This window comes from Dactylosporangium sp. CS-047395 (assembly GCF_050942185.1).
GTDB lineage: Bacteria > Actinomycetota > Actinomycetes > Mycobacteriales > Micromonosporaceae > Dactylosporangium.
On sequence record NZ_CP192015.1, the window covers coordinates 6,889,591 to 6,904,927 of the forward strand.

Sequence of the window (15,337 nt, forward strand, 5' to 3'; positions counted from 1 at the left end):
GCAGGTCCTGGCCGGTGCGGGGCTCAGCGCGCGGTGGCGCGCAGGTCCTGGCCGGTGTGCAGGGCGACGAGGGCCAGCAACGCCAGGGCCGCGGTCGTGAGCAGTGCCCCGCCGAGCATGCTCTGGCCGGCCGCGAGGGCCGTGCCCGCACCGACGAGCAGCAGGGCGGCCCGCAGCCGGCGGCGGCTCGGTGCGGTGCCGATGCGCAGGAGCCGGGCGGCCAGCGCGCACAGCCGCAGCGCGACGAACGCGAGCGTGGCCCAGTAGTACGCGAGCAGCGCGACGCCCAGCGCGCCCGCCGGGTGCTCGACCAGCCCGCTGTTGGCCAGCAGCACCATGGCGGCCCCGGCCAGCGCCGGCGCGGCCAGCGTGCGCGCGGTCACCGCGACGGTCCGGCCGACGGGCGCCAGCGGCGCGGCGAGGAGCGCGCCGACGAGGATCGGGGCCAGCCACCACACGGCGATCGGCGCCGACGCCCGCAGCAGCAGCGCGACGGCGGCGGTGACGGCGAACAGCACGGCCGCGAGCACCCGGCGGGTCTGCCCGGCGGTGGTCTCCGGCCAGTCGCTCGGGTGCAGCCACAGCCGCGCCGCCCCGGCGACCGCGTCGGCCCACGAGCGCGCGCCGCGCTCGGCGATCTCGCGCCCGAGCTCGTCGCCCCAGCGGTCGCGGACCGCAGGCGGATACAGCGCCACAATGACCTCGCCGCCGGTCACGCCGACACCTCCGCAAGCTCCGGCGCCGGCCTGAGGGCACTGAGCTCCTGATGAGCGGCCCCTCCGCTCCGCTTCGGACCGCTCATGCCTGCTCCACCCCCAGCGCGCGCAGCCCCGCCCTGGCGACGCGGGCGAGCTGTTCGAGCTCGGTGCGCAGCGCGGCGCGGCCGGTCTCGGTGATGCGCATGGTGCGCTGCCGGTCCTGGGCGTCGGCGTCGGCGGCGACCGGCTCGATCAGCCCGCGGCCCTCCAGCCGGGTGAGGGCCCCGTAGAGGCTGCCGGGCCCGAGCCGCCGCCCGGTGAGCTCCTCGATCGCGGTGTTGATCGCGTACCCGTGCCGCGGGCCGTCGGCGAGCACGGTGAGCACGACCATCTGGGCGTCGGTGCTGTGCATGCCCCGACTGTACTCCACGCCACGTAGTACTTGCCGCGTAGTACGAGGCGCGTACTATGGTGGCCATGAAGCTCCTCGCGATCTGTGCGGTGCTGGCGGTCGCGGCCGTGTTCGAGGTGGCGGCCTACGTCGCCAAGCAGCACACGGTCAGCCCCTGGCGGGACGACCCGTATGACGTGGTGGTGTCGTTCGCGCTGCTGGCGGTACCGATGCTGGCTCTGGCTCTTGCGCTTCGCATGCCGGCCTGGCGAGCGCCCGGCGGCCCCGACCGGGCCCGGCAGACCGCGCGGGCGGCCGGAGCGCTGCTCGCCGTCGTCTGGCTCACCGTGGGCACGGCCTGGTCCGCCGTCGTCGCCCGCGCACCGGTCCCCGCGCCGTTCGTCGCCGGTCTGGCGGGGATGTCGTTGCTGAGCCTCGGCGGTACCGTGGCGTGGTTCGTGCACAGACCACCGCGCGGCGAGGGCCGCGGCTGGCGGCACGACTGGCTCGGCGACCTGCCGCTGGTCAACCGGTGGTTCCCGGGGCTGGCCGAACCGACCAGGGCGCACGCCACCGGGGTGTTCGCGGCCCTGAGCCTGCTCGCCGCGGCCGGGATCGTCGGCGCTCAGGCGGTCGGCGAGCGCTGGAGCGACCCGCTGCTCATCGGCTGGGCGTTCCTCGTGGAGGCGGCCTCGCTGTTCGCCTTCTGTGTCGTCACCAACGCGGTCGCCGGGTTCATCGCCCGGCCGGAGCGCTCCCGGACCGCCCGCGTCACCGAGGGCGCGGTGCTGGCCGGCACCGCCGGGCTGGTGCTGATGACCGCGTTCCGGGATCCCCTGTGGACGGCGGTGACGGGCGCCCCGGTGGTCGCGGTGCCGACCCTCGTCGCGCTCACGGTCGGCGCGGGCCTGGCCGCGGCCGCGATCGCGATCGCGGTGCTGCTGGGGCGGGCCGCCGCATGATCCGCGTCGAGGCGCTGACGAAGCGCTACGGCGGCCGCACCGCCGTCGACGACCTCAGCTTCGCGGTCGAGCCCGGGCAGGTCTGCGCGCTGCTCGGGCCGAACGGGGCCGGCAAGACCTCCACCATGCGGGTGCTGGTCGGCCTGTCCACGCCGAGCGCGGGCCGGGTCGGCATCCTCGGCGAACCGGTCGGGCTCGGCGCCGCCGTGCTGTCCCGCGTCGGCGTCCTCATCGACGGCCCGGCGTTCGTGCCGCACCGCAGCGGCCTGGCCAACCTGCGCCTGCTGTGGTCGGCGACCCGGCGCGCGTGGCCGCCGCCCGCCCTCGACGAGGCGCTGGCGCTCGCCGGGCTGGGCGAGCACCTGCAGCGCGCGGTGCGGCGGTACTCGATGGGCATGCGGCAACGGCTCGCGCTCGCCCAAGCCCTGATGCGCGACCCGGAGGTGCTCGTCCTCGACGAGCCCGCGAACGGACTGGACCCGGCCGAGGTCCGGGCGCTGCGCGAGCACCTCGCCGCCCGGGCCCGCCGCGGCGGGACGGTGCTGGTGTCGAGCCATCAGTTGGCCGAGGTGCAGCAGGTCGCCACGCACGCCGTGGTCATCGACCGCGGCCGGCTCGCCGCCGCCGGCCCGCTCGCCGAGCTGCTCGGCGGGCGGTCGCTCGAGGACGCCTTCCTGGCCATCACCGAAGGGACCGCCGATGCTGCGGGTTGAGCTCGCCACCCAGATCCTCCGGCTACGCACCCTCGTCGCGCTCGGCTGCCTGGCCGCCCTGCCCGTCGTCGCCGGGCTGGCGACCGCCTCGTCGGCCGGGAAGCGGCTGGAGGGGCAGGACGGGCTGTTCGGGGCCGCACCGTACTCGGCGCTGAACCACGCCATGGCCGGCCTCGAGTTCGCCGGCCCGCTGCTGCTGCCGATCGTGGTGGCGCTGCTCGGCGCGGCCATCGGCTCGGCCGACCGGGACTGGGGCATCCTGCGGTACCTCTACGTGGCGCCGGTCACCCGCGGCCGCCTGCTGGCCGGCAAGCTCGCCGCCGTCGTGGTGGCCACCGCCGCCGCGGTCGCCTCCGTCGCGCTCGCCGGCGTGCTGACCGGGCTGGCCCTCTTCGGCTGGCATCCGTTCCACGTCCTCGGCGGCGCGAACCTGTCCGCCGCCGCCACGCTCGGGCGCGTGGCGGCCGCCTGCGGCTACCTGACGCTGTGCATGCTCAGCATCGGCGCGCTCGCCTTCGCCCTCGGGCTGCTGCTGCCGCGCGGGGCGGAGGCGGTCGCGGTCGCGATCGGCTTCGTCGTCGTGGCCAGCATCCTCAACGGCCAGGCGGCGCAGCGCGGCGGCCTGCTGCACGCCGTCGCGGTCGCGCTGCCCGTGCACTACTGGCAGCAGTGGCCCGCGCTGTTCACCCCGTCCGCCGCGGCCCACCTGGGTCCGGGGATCGCGGTCCAGGCCGCCGCCGTCGCCGTGTGCGCCGGGGCCGCCGTGCTCGTCCTGCACCGGCGCGACCCGGCCGCCTGAGACGTTCTCTTACGCAGTTCTTAATCGGCGTTCGTCAGACTTCTTAACACCCGAGCCGAAGGTGTACTGCGTGAGAGGCTACTGGCGAACCGCGTTGCTCGTCGCAGGTGTCGTGGTGGCCGCGCTGGAGCTGCGCGGCCACCTCCCGTCCCTCTCCGAGACGTGGCTGGCGCTGCGCACCGCCGGGCCGGGCTGGCTCGCGGCCGCCGCCGGGCTGTCCGTGGTGGCGATGGTCGCGTTCTCGGAGCAGCAGCGCCACCTGCTCGCCGCGTTCGCGGTGCGGATGGGCGCCGGGGCCTCGCTCGGGCTCACCTACACCCGCTCGGCGATGGCGGCGGCGCTGCCGGCCGGGTCGGCTGTCTCGGCCGGGTACGCGTTCGGCCGCTTCCGCGCCCACGGGGCCCCGCGCGCGGTCGCCGCCGCCGTGATGCTGCTGTCCGGGGCGGCCTCGCTCGTGGGGCTGGCCCTGCTGTACGCGGGCAACGTGCTCATCCTCGCCCGCCCCTCCGTCACCACGCTCGGCGTCGTCCTGTGCGCGATCGTGCTCGCCGTGCTCATCGGGCTGCACGCCCGCACCGTCCGGCGGACGGGCCGGCGCGCCGCCGTCGTGCCCGAGGTGAGCGAGGAGGCGGGCCGGATCGCGCGGATGCGCGCAACCGTGCGCCATACGCTCGTGCTCGCCGGAACCGTGCCGACCGGCCGCTGGCTGCTCGTCATCGCGATGGCCGTGCTCAACTGGCTCGCCGACGTCGTGTGTCTCATCTGCGCGGTGCGCGCGGCCGGGCTGGAGGTGCCGGCCACGACGATCGCGACCGGGTACCTCGTGGCCCAGCTCATCCGCCAGATCCCGATCACCCCGGGCGGCATCGGAGTCATCGAGGCGAGCCTGCTGGTCGCCCTCACCGCGGCCGGCGCACCGGCGGCCCCGGCCGCGGCGGCGATCCTGCTGTACCGGATCCTGTCCTGCTGGATGGACCTGCCGATCGGCCTGGCCTGCTGGCGCTCGTCGAAGCGCCGCCACGCGCCCGCGGCTACGAGTGTTCCAGGGACCGTGCGCGCCACCCAGGCAGCGTGACCGATGCCCGGGCGCGGTCCGAGGGGCCCAGCAGGACGGTACAGGCGGCCACGAACAACGCGACCAGGGCCCACCCGTGCAGCAGGTCGGGCATCGGAATCCAGCGGGCGATGAACAGGCCCACGCACGCCGACATCGTCCACCACGGCAGCGCGTGCCGGGCCCCCGCGAAGTCCCAGATGATCGTGCCGACCACGACGCCGGCGATGTAGTACTTGTTGCCGCCCGGCTCCAGCACCAGCCGCGACGCGACCGTCAGCAGCGGGATCGCCTGCCACCGGCCGCGCCACACGGCCAGGGCACCGAGCGCGAGCGCGAGCACCAGCTGCGCCGGCCGGTCCCACGGCGGCGTGTACGGGTCGTTGATCCCGAGCGCGTGCAGCGCCGACGCCGGATGGTTCTGGATGGCGAAGCGCAGCGCGTTGCTCGTACCCGGATCGCCGACGAAGAACGGCACCCACGCGGCGGCCACGACCACCCCCGACACGACGAGAGCCGCGAGCCGCCGCCGCCACCCGGGGACCAGGAGCAGCAGCGCGGCGAAGCCGACGGCCCACGGCTTGGCGTCGGTGGCCAGCCCCAGCAACAGCCCGGTGAGCCACCCGTGCCCCGCCCGGGCGGCGCGCAGGGCGGCGACGGACAGCAGCAGCGCGAGGACGTCGTCGAGGTGCGCGACGCCGACGGCGAGGAACATCCAGACCGGCATGAAGTACGCCGCGGCCAGCGCCAGCCACGCGTCGTCGCGCTCCCACCGCGGCACCAGCCCGCGCACCAGCCACAGCAGCAACAGTCCGGCGGCGGCGCTGAGGATCTGCCAGCCGAGCATCGCCACGAGCCCGCCGGCCGGCAGCAGCGGCAGGACGGCCAGGAAGCTCAGCGGCCCGATCTGCAGGATCGGCGCGGCGGCGTAGACGTGCAGGCCGCCGCGCACGGGATCGTCGGCGTCGGCGAGGGCCGAGGCGCCCTGCAGGAAGTAGTGCCACGACGAGCCGCCGCGGATGACCATGATGCCGAACCACACGGCCGCCCAGCCGACCACGAGGTAGGCGGCCGTGCGCGGCGACGGTGGACGCAGGCGGTGCAGGCGTTCGAGCATCGCCGCACGCTAGGCGCGGCAGTCTGAGGGCGCGCTGAAACCCGTCTTCAGCAAGGCTTCAGGCACCGGCGGTGACGATGCCATCATGCAGCCGAGAGCATCCACCATGGTCCGCGTCGCGAGCAAGGTTCCGGAAGTGACGGTCTACTTCTGGATCATCAAGGTGCTCGCCACCACCGTCGGCGAGACCGCCGCCGACCTGCTGAACTTCAACCTGGGGCTGGGTCTGGGCGGCACCACGCTGGCCATGTTCGCCGTGCTGGCCGGCGCGCTCGTGCTGCAGTACCGCGCGCCGTACTACATCCCGTGGCGCTACTGGCTCGTCGTCGTCCTCGTCAGCATCGCCGGCACCCTGATCACCGACAACCTGACGGATTCGTTCGGCGTCCCGCTCGAGGTGACCACGGCCGTGTTCGCGGTGGCACTGGCCGTCGTGTTCGCCTGGTGGTACCGCAGCGAGCGCACCCTGTCCATCCACTCCATCTCGACCCGGCGCCGCGAGACGTTCTACTGGGCCGCGATCCTGACCACCTTCGCCCTCGGCACCGCCGCCGGTGACCTGCTCGCCGAGCGCCTCGGCCTCGGCTACCTGCTGTCGGCCGCGCTGTTCGCGACGGTCATCGCGTTCATCGGCCTGTTCTACGGGTTGCGCGTGTTCGGCGGGGTGTTCGCGTTCTGGGCCGCCTACGTGCTCACCCGGCCGCTCGGCGCCTCGCTCGGCGACTGGGTCGCGCAGCCCTCCGACTCCGGCGGCCTGAACCTCGGCACCGTCGGCCCGAGCATCGTCTGCCTCCTGGCGGTGGTCGTCCTGGTGGCGTACCTGACGCTGTCCCGCCGCGACGAGATCCTCGACGACGGCTTCGGAGCCTAACGCCGCCGCGCACGGGCGCGCAGCAGTTCGACGGCGATCGGCACGACCGACACCACCACGATCCCGATCAGGATGAGCTCGATGTTGTCGCGCACGAACGCGATCTGGCCCAGGAAATAGCCGAGGATCGTCACCCCGCAGGACCACAGGACACCACCGATCACGTTGTACGTCACGAAGGTGCGATAGTGCATGCCGCTCGCCCCGGCGACCACCGGCGTGAACGTGCGCACGATCGGCACGAAGCGCGCGAGCACGATCGAACGCGCACCGTAGCGCTCGAAGAACTCCCGCGCCCTGTCCAGATGGGCGCGCTTGAACAGCCGCGCATCCGGCCGCCGGAACAGCGCCGGCCCGACCCGCCGCCCGAGGAGGTACCCGACCTGATCCCCGGCGACGGCGGCGAGCGACACCAGCAGGCACACGAGCCACAGCGGCTGGTGCAGATAGGTCCCGGCGGCCACGAGCAGCCCGGTGGTGAACAACAGCGAGTCACCGGGCAGGAAGAACCCGATGAGCAGTCCGGACTCGGCGAACACGATCGCGAGGATGCCGATCAGGCCGAACGTCGAGATGAGGTACTCCGGGGCGAGCCAGTGCATGCAACACCAATCGTGAGAGGGGTTCAGCGAGGTGCGACGGCGGCCGGGACCGCGCCGACCGGTTCGGCCAGCGCGCCGACGACGGCCGCCAGGCGCTTGATGGTGTCGGTGGCCGTGACGGTGCGCTGGCCGGGGCCGGCCGCCGGCGCCGCCGTGGCGCGGGCCGTGCCGCAGGACGAGGCGAGCGCCGCGACGACCGCCAGCAGCGCGATCGCCTGCGCGCGAGGCCGGGACGTGGGGTGCGCGGGGCGGAAGTAGACCGACACCATGATCATCGTGAACGCGAGCGCGGAGCCGAGTTCGAGCGCGCCCGCCCGCGGGTCCGCGCGCACCAGGCCGTGCACGCCGTGGTGCAGCAGCAGCGCCGCCAGCGGGATCAGCAGCGCGCCAGTCCAGGTGAGGAAGCGGCGGGGGTCGGTGCCGGCGGTCGCGGTGACGGCGACCCAGCCGGCGACGGCCGCGGCGGCCGCGGCGGTGACCGAGGCGACACTCGCCCCCGCGCTCAGCGTCGCGAGGAAGGCGACCACGGCCACCGCCCAGCCGCTCACGCGCGGCGTGCGCACGGTGCCGCCCATCCAGAGGATCAGCAGGACGGTGCCGGCCACGGCGGCGAGCGTGGCGATCGTCTCGAACAGCCGTGGCTGCCGCCCGCCCGCGTCGATCCAGGCCGCCGTCGTCGCCGGGATCGCGGCGAGCACGCCGTACCCGACCGGCAGGAGCCGATCGCGGCGCCCCGTCTTGCTCAGGAACGCCAGGAGGATCACCACGACGAGCGGGCCCGCGAAGTACACGGCGGCAACCAACCTCCGACACGTTGTAGGTCAGGTTCGATGGGACATTACCCAGCTATTCCTGAAAGAACCTTGAATGGTGTCGCCCGGGCCGCCGCACCGAGCGGCGGCAGCCCGTACAGGTCCTCGATGGTGCGCAGGATCGTGTAGTGGTCGATCCGCTCGCCGCGGTCCCCCGGCGTCACGCCGGCCCCGGCCACCAGGGTCGGGATGTGGTTGCCGTCGGTGCGGTTGTCCTCGTCGAAGGTGAGGATGAGCAGGCTGTTGTGCCGCTCGGCCCAGTCGGCGTAGGACCCGAGCGTGCGCCACAGCCACACGTCGGCGTCGCCCTTCGGGCAGTCGTGCATGTCGTGGCACAGGTCCGGCACGACGAACGCGACCGTGGGCAGCCGGTCCCAGCTCGCCGGCAGGTCGGACAGCGGCCGGTTCAGGCTCGGCGGGACGCTGGCGAAGTCGACCCAGGGGTTGTGCCGGCGCACGTAGGTGCCGCTGGAGCAGCCGGTGTACCCCGCGTGCGGCAGCGCCTCGGCGAACCCCGTGAAGGTCAGGCCGGCGTCGAGCAGCTGGCGGCCGAGGTTCGGCGCGTCGAAGGTGCCGCGCAGGCACGAGTTGTCGGTGACACCCTGGGTCGAGCCGGAGAACAGCGCCAGGTAGTTGGGCTGGCTCGGGTGCGTCTCGCCGTACGCGTTGACGAAGTTGGCGCCCCGCCGGGCCAGCGACGAGATGTAGGGCGTCTTCGGATGCCCGATGACCGCGTCGTACCGCTTGTTCTCCATGACCACGACGACGACGTGATCCGGCCGCGGTGCGGGCGCCGTCGCAAGCGCGGCCGCAGGCGCGGGCGCGGGCGCCGTCGCAGGCGCGGAAAAGGCCACGGCCGCCGGGGCGAGCACGAGCAGCATTGTCAGGATTCGCATGCCTACATCTTGTAGGAGTATCCGTAAAACGGATGAATCGGACACGCCGAATTCGTGTTCAGGCTTCTTTCAGGGGTCTTCTCCCTACCATTCCCGCCATGAATGCACGCATCGTGGTGATCTCCGCGAGCTTCGGATCCGGGCACGACGGCGTGGCCGCCGAGCTGACCCGGCGCCTGACGTCGCACGGCCGCGACGTCGAACGCCACGACTTCGTCGACCTGGTGCCGGGCCGCCTCGGCCGGGTGCTGCGCGAGGGGTACCACCGCCAGCTCACCGCCGCCCCGCGCACCTGGGGCTGGCTGCTCGCCGCGGCCGGCGCCGGCTCGGGCGCCGCGGCCCGGCTGACCGCCCTCGCCGACCAGGCCCTCCTCGACGCCATCGGCACCGGGGCGGGGGCCGTCGTGTCCACGTACCCGCTCGCGAGCCAGGCCCTCGGCCGGCTCCGCGCGCAGGGCCGCCTCGCCGCGCCGGTGTGCACGTACCTCACCGACCTGTCGGTCCATCCACTGTGGATCCACCGCGGTGTCGACGTCCACATCGGACTGCACGACGACGCCGCCCGCCAGGCCAAGGAGCTCGGCGCGGCCGACGTCCGGGTCACCGCACCGGCCGTCGGACCCGGCTTCTCCCCGATGCCCCAGCCGGACGGCCGCCCGCGCGCGCTCATCGTCGCCGGGGCCTGGGGCGTCGGCCAGATCGAGCGCGCGGCCGCCGACATCGCCGCCACCGGCGCGGCGGTGCCGGTCGTGGTCTGCGGCCGCAACGAGAAGCTGCGCGCCCGCGTCCGGTTGCAGGGCCACGCGGTCGCGCTCGGCTGGGTCGACGACATGCCCGCTCTCATGCGCACCTGCCACGTCGTGGTCCAGAACGCCGGCGGCCTGTCGTCCCTCGAGGCGCTCACCGCCGGCCGGCCCGTGCTCACGTATCGCTGCATCCCGGGTCATGGCCGTACCAATGCCGAGGTTCTGGACCGGATCGGCTGGGTGCCCTGGATCCGCGACCGCGCCGGCCTCGCCGCCGGCCTGCGCCACGCCCTGACCGATCCCCCGCGCTTCGCGCCCGCCCCGGCGCAGCCCGAGGACGTCCTGCTGGAGCTGACCGCATGAACGACACCGTGGCGTTCGCCGCCACCCTCGTCCCGCCGCTGACCGCCATCACCCCGCTGCGCCGCGCCTACATGCCGCGGCTCGCAGGCATCGGCCGCCCCGGCCACATCGCGCTCACCTTCGACGACGGCCCCGACCGCCGCTCGACCCCGCACATCCTGCGCATCCTCGACGAGTACGACGTCCGCGCCACCTTCTTCGTGCTCGGCAGCATGCTCGCCGAGGACCCGGACTGGGCCGCGAGCTCGTGGACGCCGGGCACGAGGTCGCGGTGCACGGCTGGCACCACCGCTGCCTGCTGCGCCGGGGCCCGCTCGCGACCGACCTCGACATCGCCCGGGCGGCGATGCTCGTGGACACCGTCACCGGACGGGCGCCGCGGTGGTACCGCCCGCCGTACGGCGTGTTCACCCTCGCCGCCCTGCGCGCCTGCCGCCGCCTGGGCCTGACCCCGGTGCTGTGGACCGCATGGGGCCGCGACTGGGAGGCGGGCGCCACCCCGCACTCGATCGTGCGGACGGTCACGCGGCGGCTGACGGGCGGCGGCACGGTACTGCTGCACGACACCGACGTCACGTCCGCCCCCGGCTCCTGGCTGCGCACCGCCGGCGCCCTCCCCACCCTGCTCGAATGGGCCCAGCTGCGCGGCTACACGGTCGGCCCGCTCGCCGAGCACCTCGAGGTGCCGCGATGACCTGGCTCGTCACGGGCGGCGCCGGCTACATCGGCGCCCACGTCGCCACCGCCCTGCACAGCGCCGGCGAGCGCGTGGTGGTTCTGGATGACCTCTCGACCGGCGACCCGGCCCGCGTCCCGGACGGCGTCCCGTTCCTGCTCGGCGACGCCGGTGACCCCGCCACGATCCGCGAGACGCTGCACCGCCACCGGGTCACGGGCGTCATGCACCTGGCCGGCAGCAAGTCCGTGCCGGAGTCGTGGCAGCGGCCGCAATGGTACCGCCGGCAGAACGTCACGGTCGTCGAGAACGTCCTCGACGCGATGGCCGAGGCCGGCGTCACCAGGCTCGTGTTCTCCTCGTCGGCCGCCGTCTACGGCACCCCGTCCACGCCCACCGTCGCCGAGGACGCCCCGGCCCGCCCCCTCAACCCGTACGGCCAGAGCAAACTCGACGCCGAGCGCGCGGTCGCCAGCTCTCCGGGCGTCTCGTGGATCGCCCTGCGCTACTTCAACGCCATCGGCGCGGGCGCGGCCCACCTCGGCGACCACGGCACCACGAACCTGCTCCCCCTGGTCTTCCGGGCCGCCCGCTCCGGCGAACCGCTCACGGTGACCGGCACCGACCTGCCGACCCCGGACGGCACCGCGATCCGCGACTACGTCCACGTCGCCGACATCGCCGCCGCCCACCTGACGGCCGCGGCCGCCGTCACCTCCGGCCGCCGCTCCCGCGTCTACAACGCCGGCACGGGCACCGGCCACTCCGTGCTCGACGTCATCCACGCCGTCGAACGCGCCACCGGCACTGCGGTACCGTGGCGAGCCGGCCCACCCCGCCCCGGCGACCCGTCCACCGTGGTCGCCGACGTGACCCGGATCGAAGCGGAACTCGCCTGGAAGGCCGCCCACACCCTCGACGACGCCGTCCGCTCGGCCTGGCACTGACCCACCCGGCGCCGCGCACGCTCAAGCTCGCGCCTCATCCGCGGTCCAGCTCGGACTCCCAGGGCTCCAGGTCGTCCTTGTACCGCCGGCTCGCCGTGTACGTTCGCGCGGCCACCGGCACCTGCAGTACCGCAAACCGCCACGGCCGGCGCGAGATCGTCAGCCGCGCGGTCCGGTCGAACATCGACGCGACGAACTGTGCGACGTCCGACTGCGCGATGCCGTCGAAGGTGTACTCCGCGCACACGATCTGCACATCGGGATGCTCGGGCGAGGCGATGACGATGAGGTCCGGGTCGTCGTCGCGGTACGAAACGGTCGTGAACGTGCTGCCGTTCTCGAGCGGACGCGTATCGATCCGCGCGCCGGGGTACCGCGCCAGGATGCCGTTCACGAGGCGCCCGTCCGTTCCTTCGTGCGCGTCCGGCTCCACCACAGGGCGGCCACGGCGGCGGCGAACACGATCGCGCTCGTGAAGGTGTTCAGGCGAACACCCAGGACGTGGTTGACCGTGTCGACCCGGAGCAGCTCGACCCAGAAACGCCCGACGGTGTACGCCGCGATGCACAACGCCAGCGCCTGCCCGTTGCGCAGCGCGAAGCGGCGCTCGGCCCACAGGACCAGGGCGGCGACGCCGAGGCACCACAGGGCCTCGTACAGGAACGTCGGGTGGTACAGCGCGATGTCCGGCGTCGCGGCCGGCCGGTGCTCCGGATCGATGCGCAGGGCCCACGGCAGGTTGGTCGGGCGGCCGTAGAGCTCCTGGTTGAAGTAGTTGCCGAGCCGGCCGATCGCCTCCGCGACGACGAGGCCCGGGGCGGCGGCGTCGGCGAAGGCGGCCAGGGAGATGCCGCGGCGCCGGCAGCCGATCCAGGCACCCACCGCGCCGAGCGCGATCGCGCCCCAGATGCCGAGGCCGCCCTCCCACACGTACAGCGCGCGGACGGGGTTGCGGCCCGCGGCGAAGTACAACTCGGGGTCGGTCAGAACGTGGTAGATCCGGCCGCCGACGATGCCGAAGGGGACGGCCCACATGGCCACGTCGACGACGTCGTCGCGGCGGTTGCCGGCCGCCACCCAGCGGCGGGTGGTCAGGGCGACGGCGACGACGATGCCGGCGATGATGCACAGCGCGTAGGCGCGGATCGGCAGCTGGCCGAGGTGCCACACGCCGCGGGCCGGGCTCGGGATCGCGGCCAGGAACGACGTCATGGCAGCCAAGCCTGGCACAGCGCGGCGCATTCCGACACCGCCACCGCCGTCACGCTCACGCGCGGGTCACCGGGTCGAGCGGGTCTTGGCGCGGGCGCGCAGCAGCTCGATCGCGATCGGCACGACCGAGAGCACGACGATGCCGATCAGGATCAGCTCGATGTGGTCGCGCACGAACGCGATCTGCCCCAGGAAATAGCCGAGCGTCGTCACCCCGCACGACCACAGGACCCCACCGATCACGTTGTACAGCACGAACGTCCGATAGTGCATGCCGCTCGCCCCGGCCACGATCGGCGTGAACGTGCGCACGATCGGCACGAAACGGGCGAGCACGATCGAGCGCGCACCGTACTTGTCGAAGAACTCCTGCGCCTTGGTCAGGTTCGACTGTTTGAACAGGCGCGCGTCCGGCCGGCGGAACAGCGCCGGGCCGACGCGGCGGCCGAACAGGTAGCCGAACTGGTCCCCGGCGATCGCGGCGACCGTGACCAGCAGGCACACCAGCCACAGCGGTTGCGTCAGGTACTTGCCGGAGGCGACCAGGAGTCCGGTCGTGAACAACAGCGAGTCACCGGGCAGGAAGAACCCGATCAGCAGGCCGGACTCGGCGAACACGATCGCGAGGATGCCGATCAGGCCGAACGTCGAGATGAGGTACTCCGGATCGAGCCAGTGCATGCTTCGCCAATCGCCTCGGACGCACTCCTACAACTTGTAGGCCACTACCCAAGGTAGCGACCGAACCTGAAGGGAAGCTGTACGAGCGCCATCAGTAGGTGAACCGGGCGACCATGCCGTTGAGCCGGCCCGCGAGCCCGGCCAGGTCGTCGGCCGCACGCTGGCTGGAGCGGGCCGACTCCGAGGTCGCCGTGGTCACCGCGGCGACGGCCGAGAAGCTCGAATGGACATCCCCGGCGCCGCGGGCCGCGTCGTTGATCGAGCGGGTCATCTCGTTCGTGGTCGCCGACTGCTGCTCGACCGCGGCCGCGATGGTGTGGCTGAACTCGGTCAGCTGCCCGATCACCTCCTCGATGCGGTGCATCGCCGCGCTCGCGCCGTCACTGCCGGTCTGGATGGCACCGATGCGGCTGGTGATGTCGTCGGTCGCGCGGGCGGTCTCCTGTGCCAGGTCCTTCACCTCGCTCGCCACGACCGCGAAGCCCTTGCCGGCGTCGCCCGCCCGGGCCGCCTCGATCGTGGCGTTGAGCGCGAGCAGGTTCGTCTGCTCGGCGATCGAGGTGATCAGCCGGACCACCTCGCCGATCTGCGCGCTGGCCTGCCCGAGCGTCTCCAGCTGCCCGGCGGTGGCGCGGGTGATCTCCAGCGACTGGTTGGCGACCGCCGCCGCGCGCGAGGACGTGCTCGCGATCTCCTGGATCGACACGGTCATCTGCTCGGCCCCGGCCGCCACCGACTGCACGTTCGTGTTCACCTCGTCGGCGGCGTGGGCGGCCTGGGACGCCTTGCCCGAGGCCTCGCCGGCGCCGTGGTTGAGATCGCCGCTCACCGTCGACAGTTCGCCGGCGGAGGTCGTGAGCATGGCCGCGGTACCGGCGAGATCCTGCACGGTCGCGCGGACCGACGCCATCGCGGTGTCCAGGTCGCGTCCCATCCCGCCGAACTCGTCGTTCGTGGTCAGGCCCGTGGTGGCGGTCAGGTCGCCGCGGGCCAGTGCCGTGATGGTGTCGCGCAGCCGGTGCACCCGCCGGGTGGTCTGCCGCGTCATCGTCAGGCCGGCCGCGATCATGCCGGCCAGCAGCACGATCACGCCGGCCACGATGGACGTCTTGGTACGGGTCTCGGCCGAGTGGGCGGCCTTCGCGCGCGCCGCGAGCAGGCCGGACTCCTCGGTGTACATCGCGCTCGTGAGGGTGCGGATCTGGTCCATCACCGCCTTGCCGGCGTTGGTGAGCACCACCTTCTGCGCGGCGTCGAAGCCCTGGGTCCGGCGCAGGTCGATGGTCTGCTTGAGCTCGCCGAGCTTCTGGGTGATCAGCGGGGCGAGCTGGTCGAGGCGCTGCTGCTGCCCGGCGTTGTCCGCCGTGAGCGTGCGCAGGGCCTGCTGCTCACTCGCCAGGTCGGTCAGCGCCTGGGTGTACGGCGCGAGGTAGTCGTCCTCGCCCGTGATCACGAACCCGCGCTGCCCGGTCTCGGCGTCCTTGAGGCTCGAATTGAGCGCCTCGACGCGGCCGAGCACCTGATAGGTGTGCTGCACCATGCTCGTGTTCGTCACCAGCGAGTCCACGGACAGGTATGCCACCGTGCACACCGCCCCGAACACCACCGCGATGCCGACGAAGATGACCGCGAGCTTCCGCCCGATCGTCGCTCCCGCCATGCCGCCGCAACTCCCTCGCACCCGAAAACGTCGCACAGTGTGTGCAGGACTTCGCGCCGTGTCGTACGTCTCTTCGGGTCGCGGACCGCTCGTGTGAGCAAAAACGGGCGCCGGGCCGTTGCCGGCCCGGCGCAGTG

The 15,337-nt window shown here is 73.4% G+C and carries 17 protein-coding genes and 1 pseudogene; 8 read left to right on the forward strand and 10 right to left on the reverse strand.

The genetic code is table 11. The features are described from left to right. Positions 1-23: 23 nt before the first annotated feature. Positions 24-716: a hypothetical protein gene (locus ACQP00_RS32405; protein ID WP_433202467.1), complete on the reverse strand. Its 693-nt coding sequence runs from the start codon at positions 714-716 to the stop codon at positions 24-26. An 82-nt stretch (positions 717-798) separates the two neighbouring features. Next, complete coding sequence (locus ACQP00_RS32410) at positions 799-1,110, reverse strand: PadR family transcriptional regulator (protein ID WP_433202470.1); 312 nt, start codon at positions 1,108-1,110, stop codon at positions 799-801. 65 nt (positions 1,111-1,175) lie between these two features. Between ACQP00_RS32410 and ACQP00_RS32415 the strand changes: the two genes are divergently transcribed. From ACQP00_RS32415 to ACQP00_RS32430, 4 genes are all read left to right on the forward strand, one after another. Further along, complete coding sequence (locus ACQP00_RS32415) at positions 1,176-2,051, forward strand: hypothetical protein (RefSeq protein WP_433202473.1); 876 nt, start codon at positions 1,176-1,178, stop codon at positions 2,049-2,051. Next, a complete protein-coding gene (locus ACQP00_RS32420; RefSeq protein ID WP_433202476.1) occupies positions 2,048-2,764 on the forward strand; it encodes an ABC transporter ATP-binding protein in 717 nt (238 codons plus the stop codon). The genes ACQP00_RS32415 and ACQP00_RS32420 overlap by 4 nt, the downstream gene beginning before the upstream one ends. Beyond that, on the forward strand, positions 2,751-3,563 hold the full coding sequence (locus ACQP00_RS32425; protein WP_433202479.1) for an ABC transporter permease subunit: 813 nt from the start codon (positions 2,751-2,753) through the stop codon (positions 3,561-3,563). Before ACQP00_RS32420 ends, ACQP00_RS32425 begins: the two co-directional genes overlap by 14 nt. Positions 3,564-3,633: 70 nt before the next feature. After that, on the forward strand, positions 3,634-4,638 hold the full coding sequence (locus ACQP00_RS32430) for a lysylphosphatidylglycerol synthase transmembrane domain-containing protein (RefSeq protein ID WP_433202482.1): 1,005 nt from the start codon (positions 3,634-3,636) through the stop codon (positions 4,636-4,638). Here the strand turns inward: ACQP00_RS32430 and ACQP00_RS32435 are convergent. Continuing rightward, on the reverse strand, positions 4,595-5,734 hold the full coding sequence (locus ACQP00_RS32435; protein WP_433202485.1) for a glycosyltransferase 87 family protein: 1,140 nt from the start codon (positions 5,732-5,734) through the stop codon (positions 4,595-4,597). The two genes, ACQP00_RS32430 and ACQP00_RS32435, sit on opposite strands and share 44 nt — an antisense overlap. Positions 5,735-5,819: 85 nt before the next feature. On the opposite strand from ACQP00_RS32435, the gene ACQP00_RS32440 reads away from it, so the two are divergent. Beyond that, complete coding sequence (locus ACQP00_RS32440; protein WP_433202488.1) at positions 5,820-6,605, forward strand: COG4705 family protein; 786 nt, start codon at positions 5,820-5,822, stop codon at positions 6,603-6,605. On the opposite strand, the gene ACQP00_RS32445 is transcribed toward ACQP00_RS32440, so the two are convergent. The 3 genes from ACQP00_RS32445 to ACQP00_RS32455 are packed head-to-tail and all read right to left on the reverse strand — an operon-like array spanning position 6,602 to position 8,915. After that, positions 6,602-7,207 (reverse strand): DedA family protein, encoded by a 606-nt coding sequence (locus tag ACQP00_RS32445; RefSeq protein ID WP_433202491.1) that lies wholly within the window; start codon positions 7,205-7,207, stop codon positions 6,602-6,604. The genes ACQP00_RS32440 and ACQP00_RS32445 overlap by 4 nt on opposite strands. Before the next feature lie 23 nt (positions 7,208-7,230). After that, entirely contained in the window at positions 7,231-8,010 is a 780-nt protein-coding gene (locus ACQP00_RS32450) for a hypothetical protein (RefSeq protein WP_433202494.1), read from the reverse strand. A 35-nt stretch (positions 8,011-8,045) separates the two neighbouring features. Next, positions 8,046-8,915 (reverse strand): alkaline phosphatase family protein, encoded by an 870-nt coding sequence (locus tag ACQP00_RS32455; protein ID WP_433202496.1) that lies wholly within the window; start codon positions 8,913-8,915, stop codon positions 8,046-8,048. 98 nt (positions 8,916-9,013) lie between these two features. Here ACQP00_RS32455 and ACQP00_RS32460 point away from each other — a divergent pair, with 98 nt between their 5' ends. The 3 genes and pseudogenes from ACQP00_RS32460 (at position 9,014) to galE (ending at position 11,647) form a co-directional block, all read left to right on the forward strand. Then, complete coding sequence (locus ACQP00_RS32460) at positions 9,014-10,024, forward strand: MGDG synthase family glycosyltransferase (RefSeq protein ID WP_433202498.1); 1,011 nt, start codon at positions 9,014-9,016, stop codon at positions 10,022-10,024. After that, positions 10,021-10,718: pseudogene (locus ACQP00_RS32465) on the forward strand (polysaccharide deacetylase family protein). The gene ACQP00_RS32460 and the pseudogene ACQP00_RS32465 overlap by 4 nt, the downstream one beginning before the upstream one ends. Continuing rightward, positions 10,715-11,647 (forward strand): UDP-glucose 4-epimerase GalE, encoded by a 933-nt coding sequence (gene galE, locus ACQP00_RS32470; RefSeq protein WP_433202501.1) that lies wholly within the window; start codon positions 10,715-10,717, stop codon positions 11,645-11,647. The pseudogene ACQP00_RS32465 and the gene galE overlap by 4 nt, the downstream one beginning before the upstream one ends. 34 nt (positions 11,648-11,681) lie before the next feature. Here the strand turns inward: galE and ACQP00_RS32475 are convergent, their stop codons facing one another. The 4 genes from ACQP00_RS32475 to ACQP00_RS32490 form a co-directional block, all read right to left on the reverse strand. Beyond that, on the reverse strand, positions 11,682-12,041 hold the full coding sequence (locus ACQP00_RS32475) for a hypothetical protein (RefSeq protein ID WP_433202504.1): 360 nt from the start codon (positions 12,039-12,041) through the stop codon (positions 11,682-11,684). Beyond that, on the reverse strand, positions 12,038-12,859 hold the full coding sequence (gene lgt, locus ACQP00_RS32480) for a prolipoprotein diacylglyceryl transferase (RefSeq protein ID WP_433202507.1): 822 nt from the start codon (positions 12,857-12,859) through the stop codon (positions 12,038-12,040). The genes ACQP00_RS32475 and lgt overlap by 4 nt, the downstream gene beginning before the upstream one ends. Before the next feature lie 66 nt (positions 12,860-12,925). Next, positions 12,926-13,540 carry a DedA family protein gene (locus tag ACQP00_RS32485; protein ID WP_433202510.1) on the reverse strand — a complete coding sequence of 205 codons (615 nt, stop codon included), beginning with the start codon at positions 13,538-13,540 and terminating at the stop codon, positions 12,926-12,928. 91 nt (positions 13,541-13,631) lie between these two features. Then, positions 13,632-15,200, reverse strand: coding sequence for a methyl-accepting chemotaxis protein (locus tag ACQP00_RS32490; RefSeq protein WP_433202513.1), 1,569 nt, complete (start codon positions 15,198-15,200; stop codon positions 13,632-13,634). Positions 15,201-15,337 lie beyond the last annotated feature (137 nt).

Coding starts and splice junctions, on each gene's coding strand:
- ACQP00_RS32420 (WP_433202476.1), top strand. CDS start 2,048: ATGATCCGCGTCGAGGCGCTGACGAAGCGCTACGGCGGCCGCACCGCC.
- ACQP00_RS32435 (WP_433202485.1), bottom strand. CDS start 5,734: ATGCTCGAACGCCTGCACCGCCTGCGTCCACCGTCGCCGCGCACGGCC.
- ACQP00_RS32490 (WP_433202513.1), bottom strand. CDS start 15,200: ATGGCGGGAGCGACGATCGGGCGGAAGCTCGCGGTCATCTTCGTCGGC.
- ACQP00_RS32440 (WP_433202488.1), top strand. CDS start 5,820: ATGCAGCCGAGAGCATCCACCATGGTCCGCGTCGCGAGCAAGGTTCCG.
- ACQP00_RS32425 (WP_433202479.1), top strand. CDS start 2,751: ATGCTGCGGGTTGAGCTCGCCACCCAGATCCTCCGGCTACGCACCCTC.
- ACQP00_RS32460 (WP_433202498.1), top strand. CDS start 9,014: ATGAATGCACGCATCGTGGTGATCTCCGCGAGCTTCGGATCCGGGCAC.
- ACQP00_RS32455 (WP_433202496.1), bottom strand. CDS start 8,915: ATGCGAATCCTGACAATGCTGCTCGTGCTCGCCCCGGCGGCCGTGGCC.
- ACQP00_RS32410 (WP_433202470.1), bottom strand. CDS start 1,110: ATGCACAGCACCGACGCCCAGATGGTCGTGCTCACCGTGCTCGCCGAC.
- ACQP00_RS32415 (WP_433202473.1), top strand. CDS start 1,176: ATGAAGCTCCTCGCGATCTGTGCGGTGCTGGCGGTCGCGGCCGTGTTC.
- galE (WP_433202501.1), top strand. CDS start 10,715: ATGACCTGGCTCGTCACGGGCGGCGCCGGCTACATCGGCGCCCACGTC.
- ACQP00_RS32445 (WP_433202491.1), bottom strand. CDS start 7,207: ATGCACTGGCTCGCCCCGGAGTACCTCATCTCGACGTTCGGCCTGATC.
- lgt (WP_433202507.1), bottom strand. CDS start 12,859: ATGACGTCGTTCCTGGCCGCGATCCCGAGCCCGGCCCGCGGCGTGTGG.
- ACQP00_RS32485 (WP_433202510.1), bottom strand. CDS start 13,540: ATGCACTGGCTCGATCCGGAGTACCTCATCTCGACGTTCGGCCTGATC.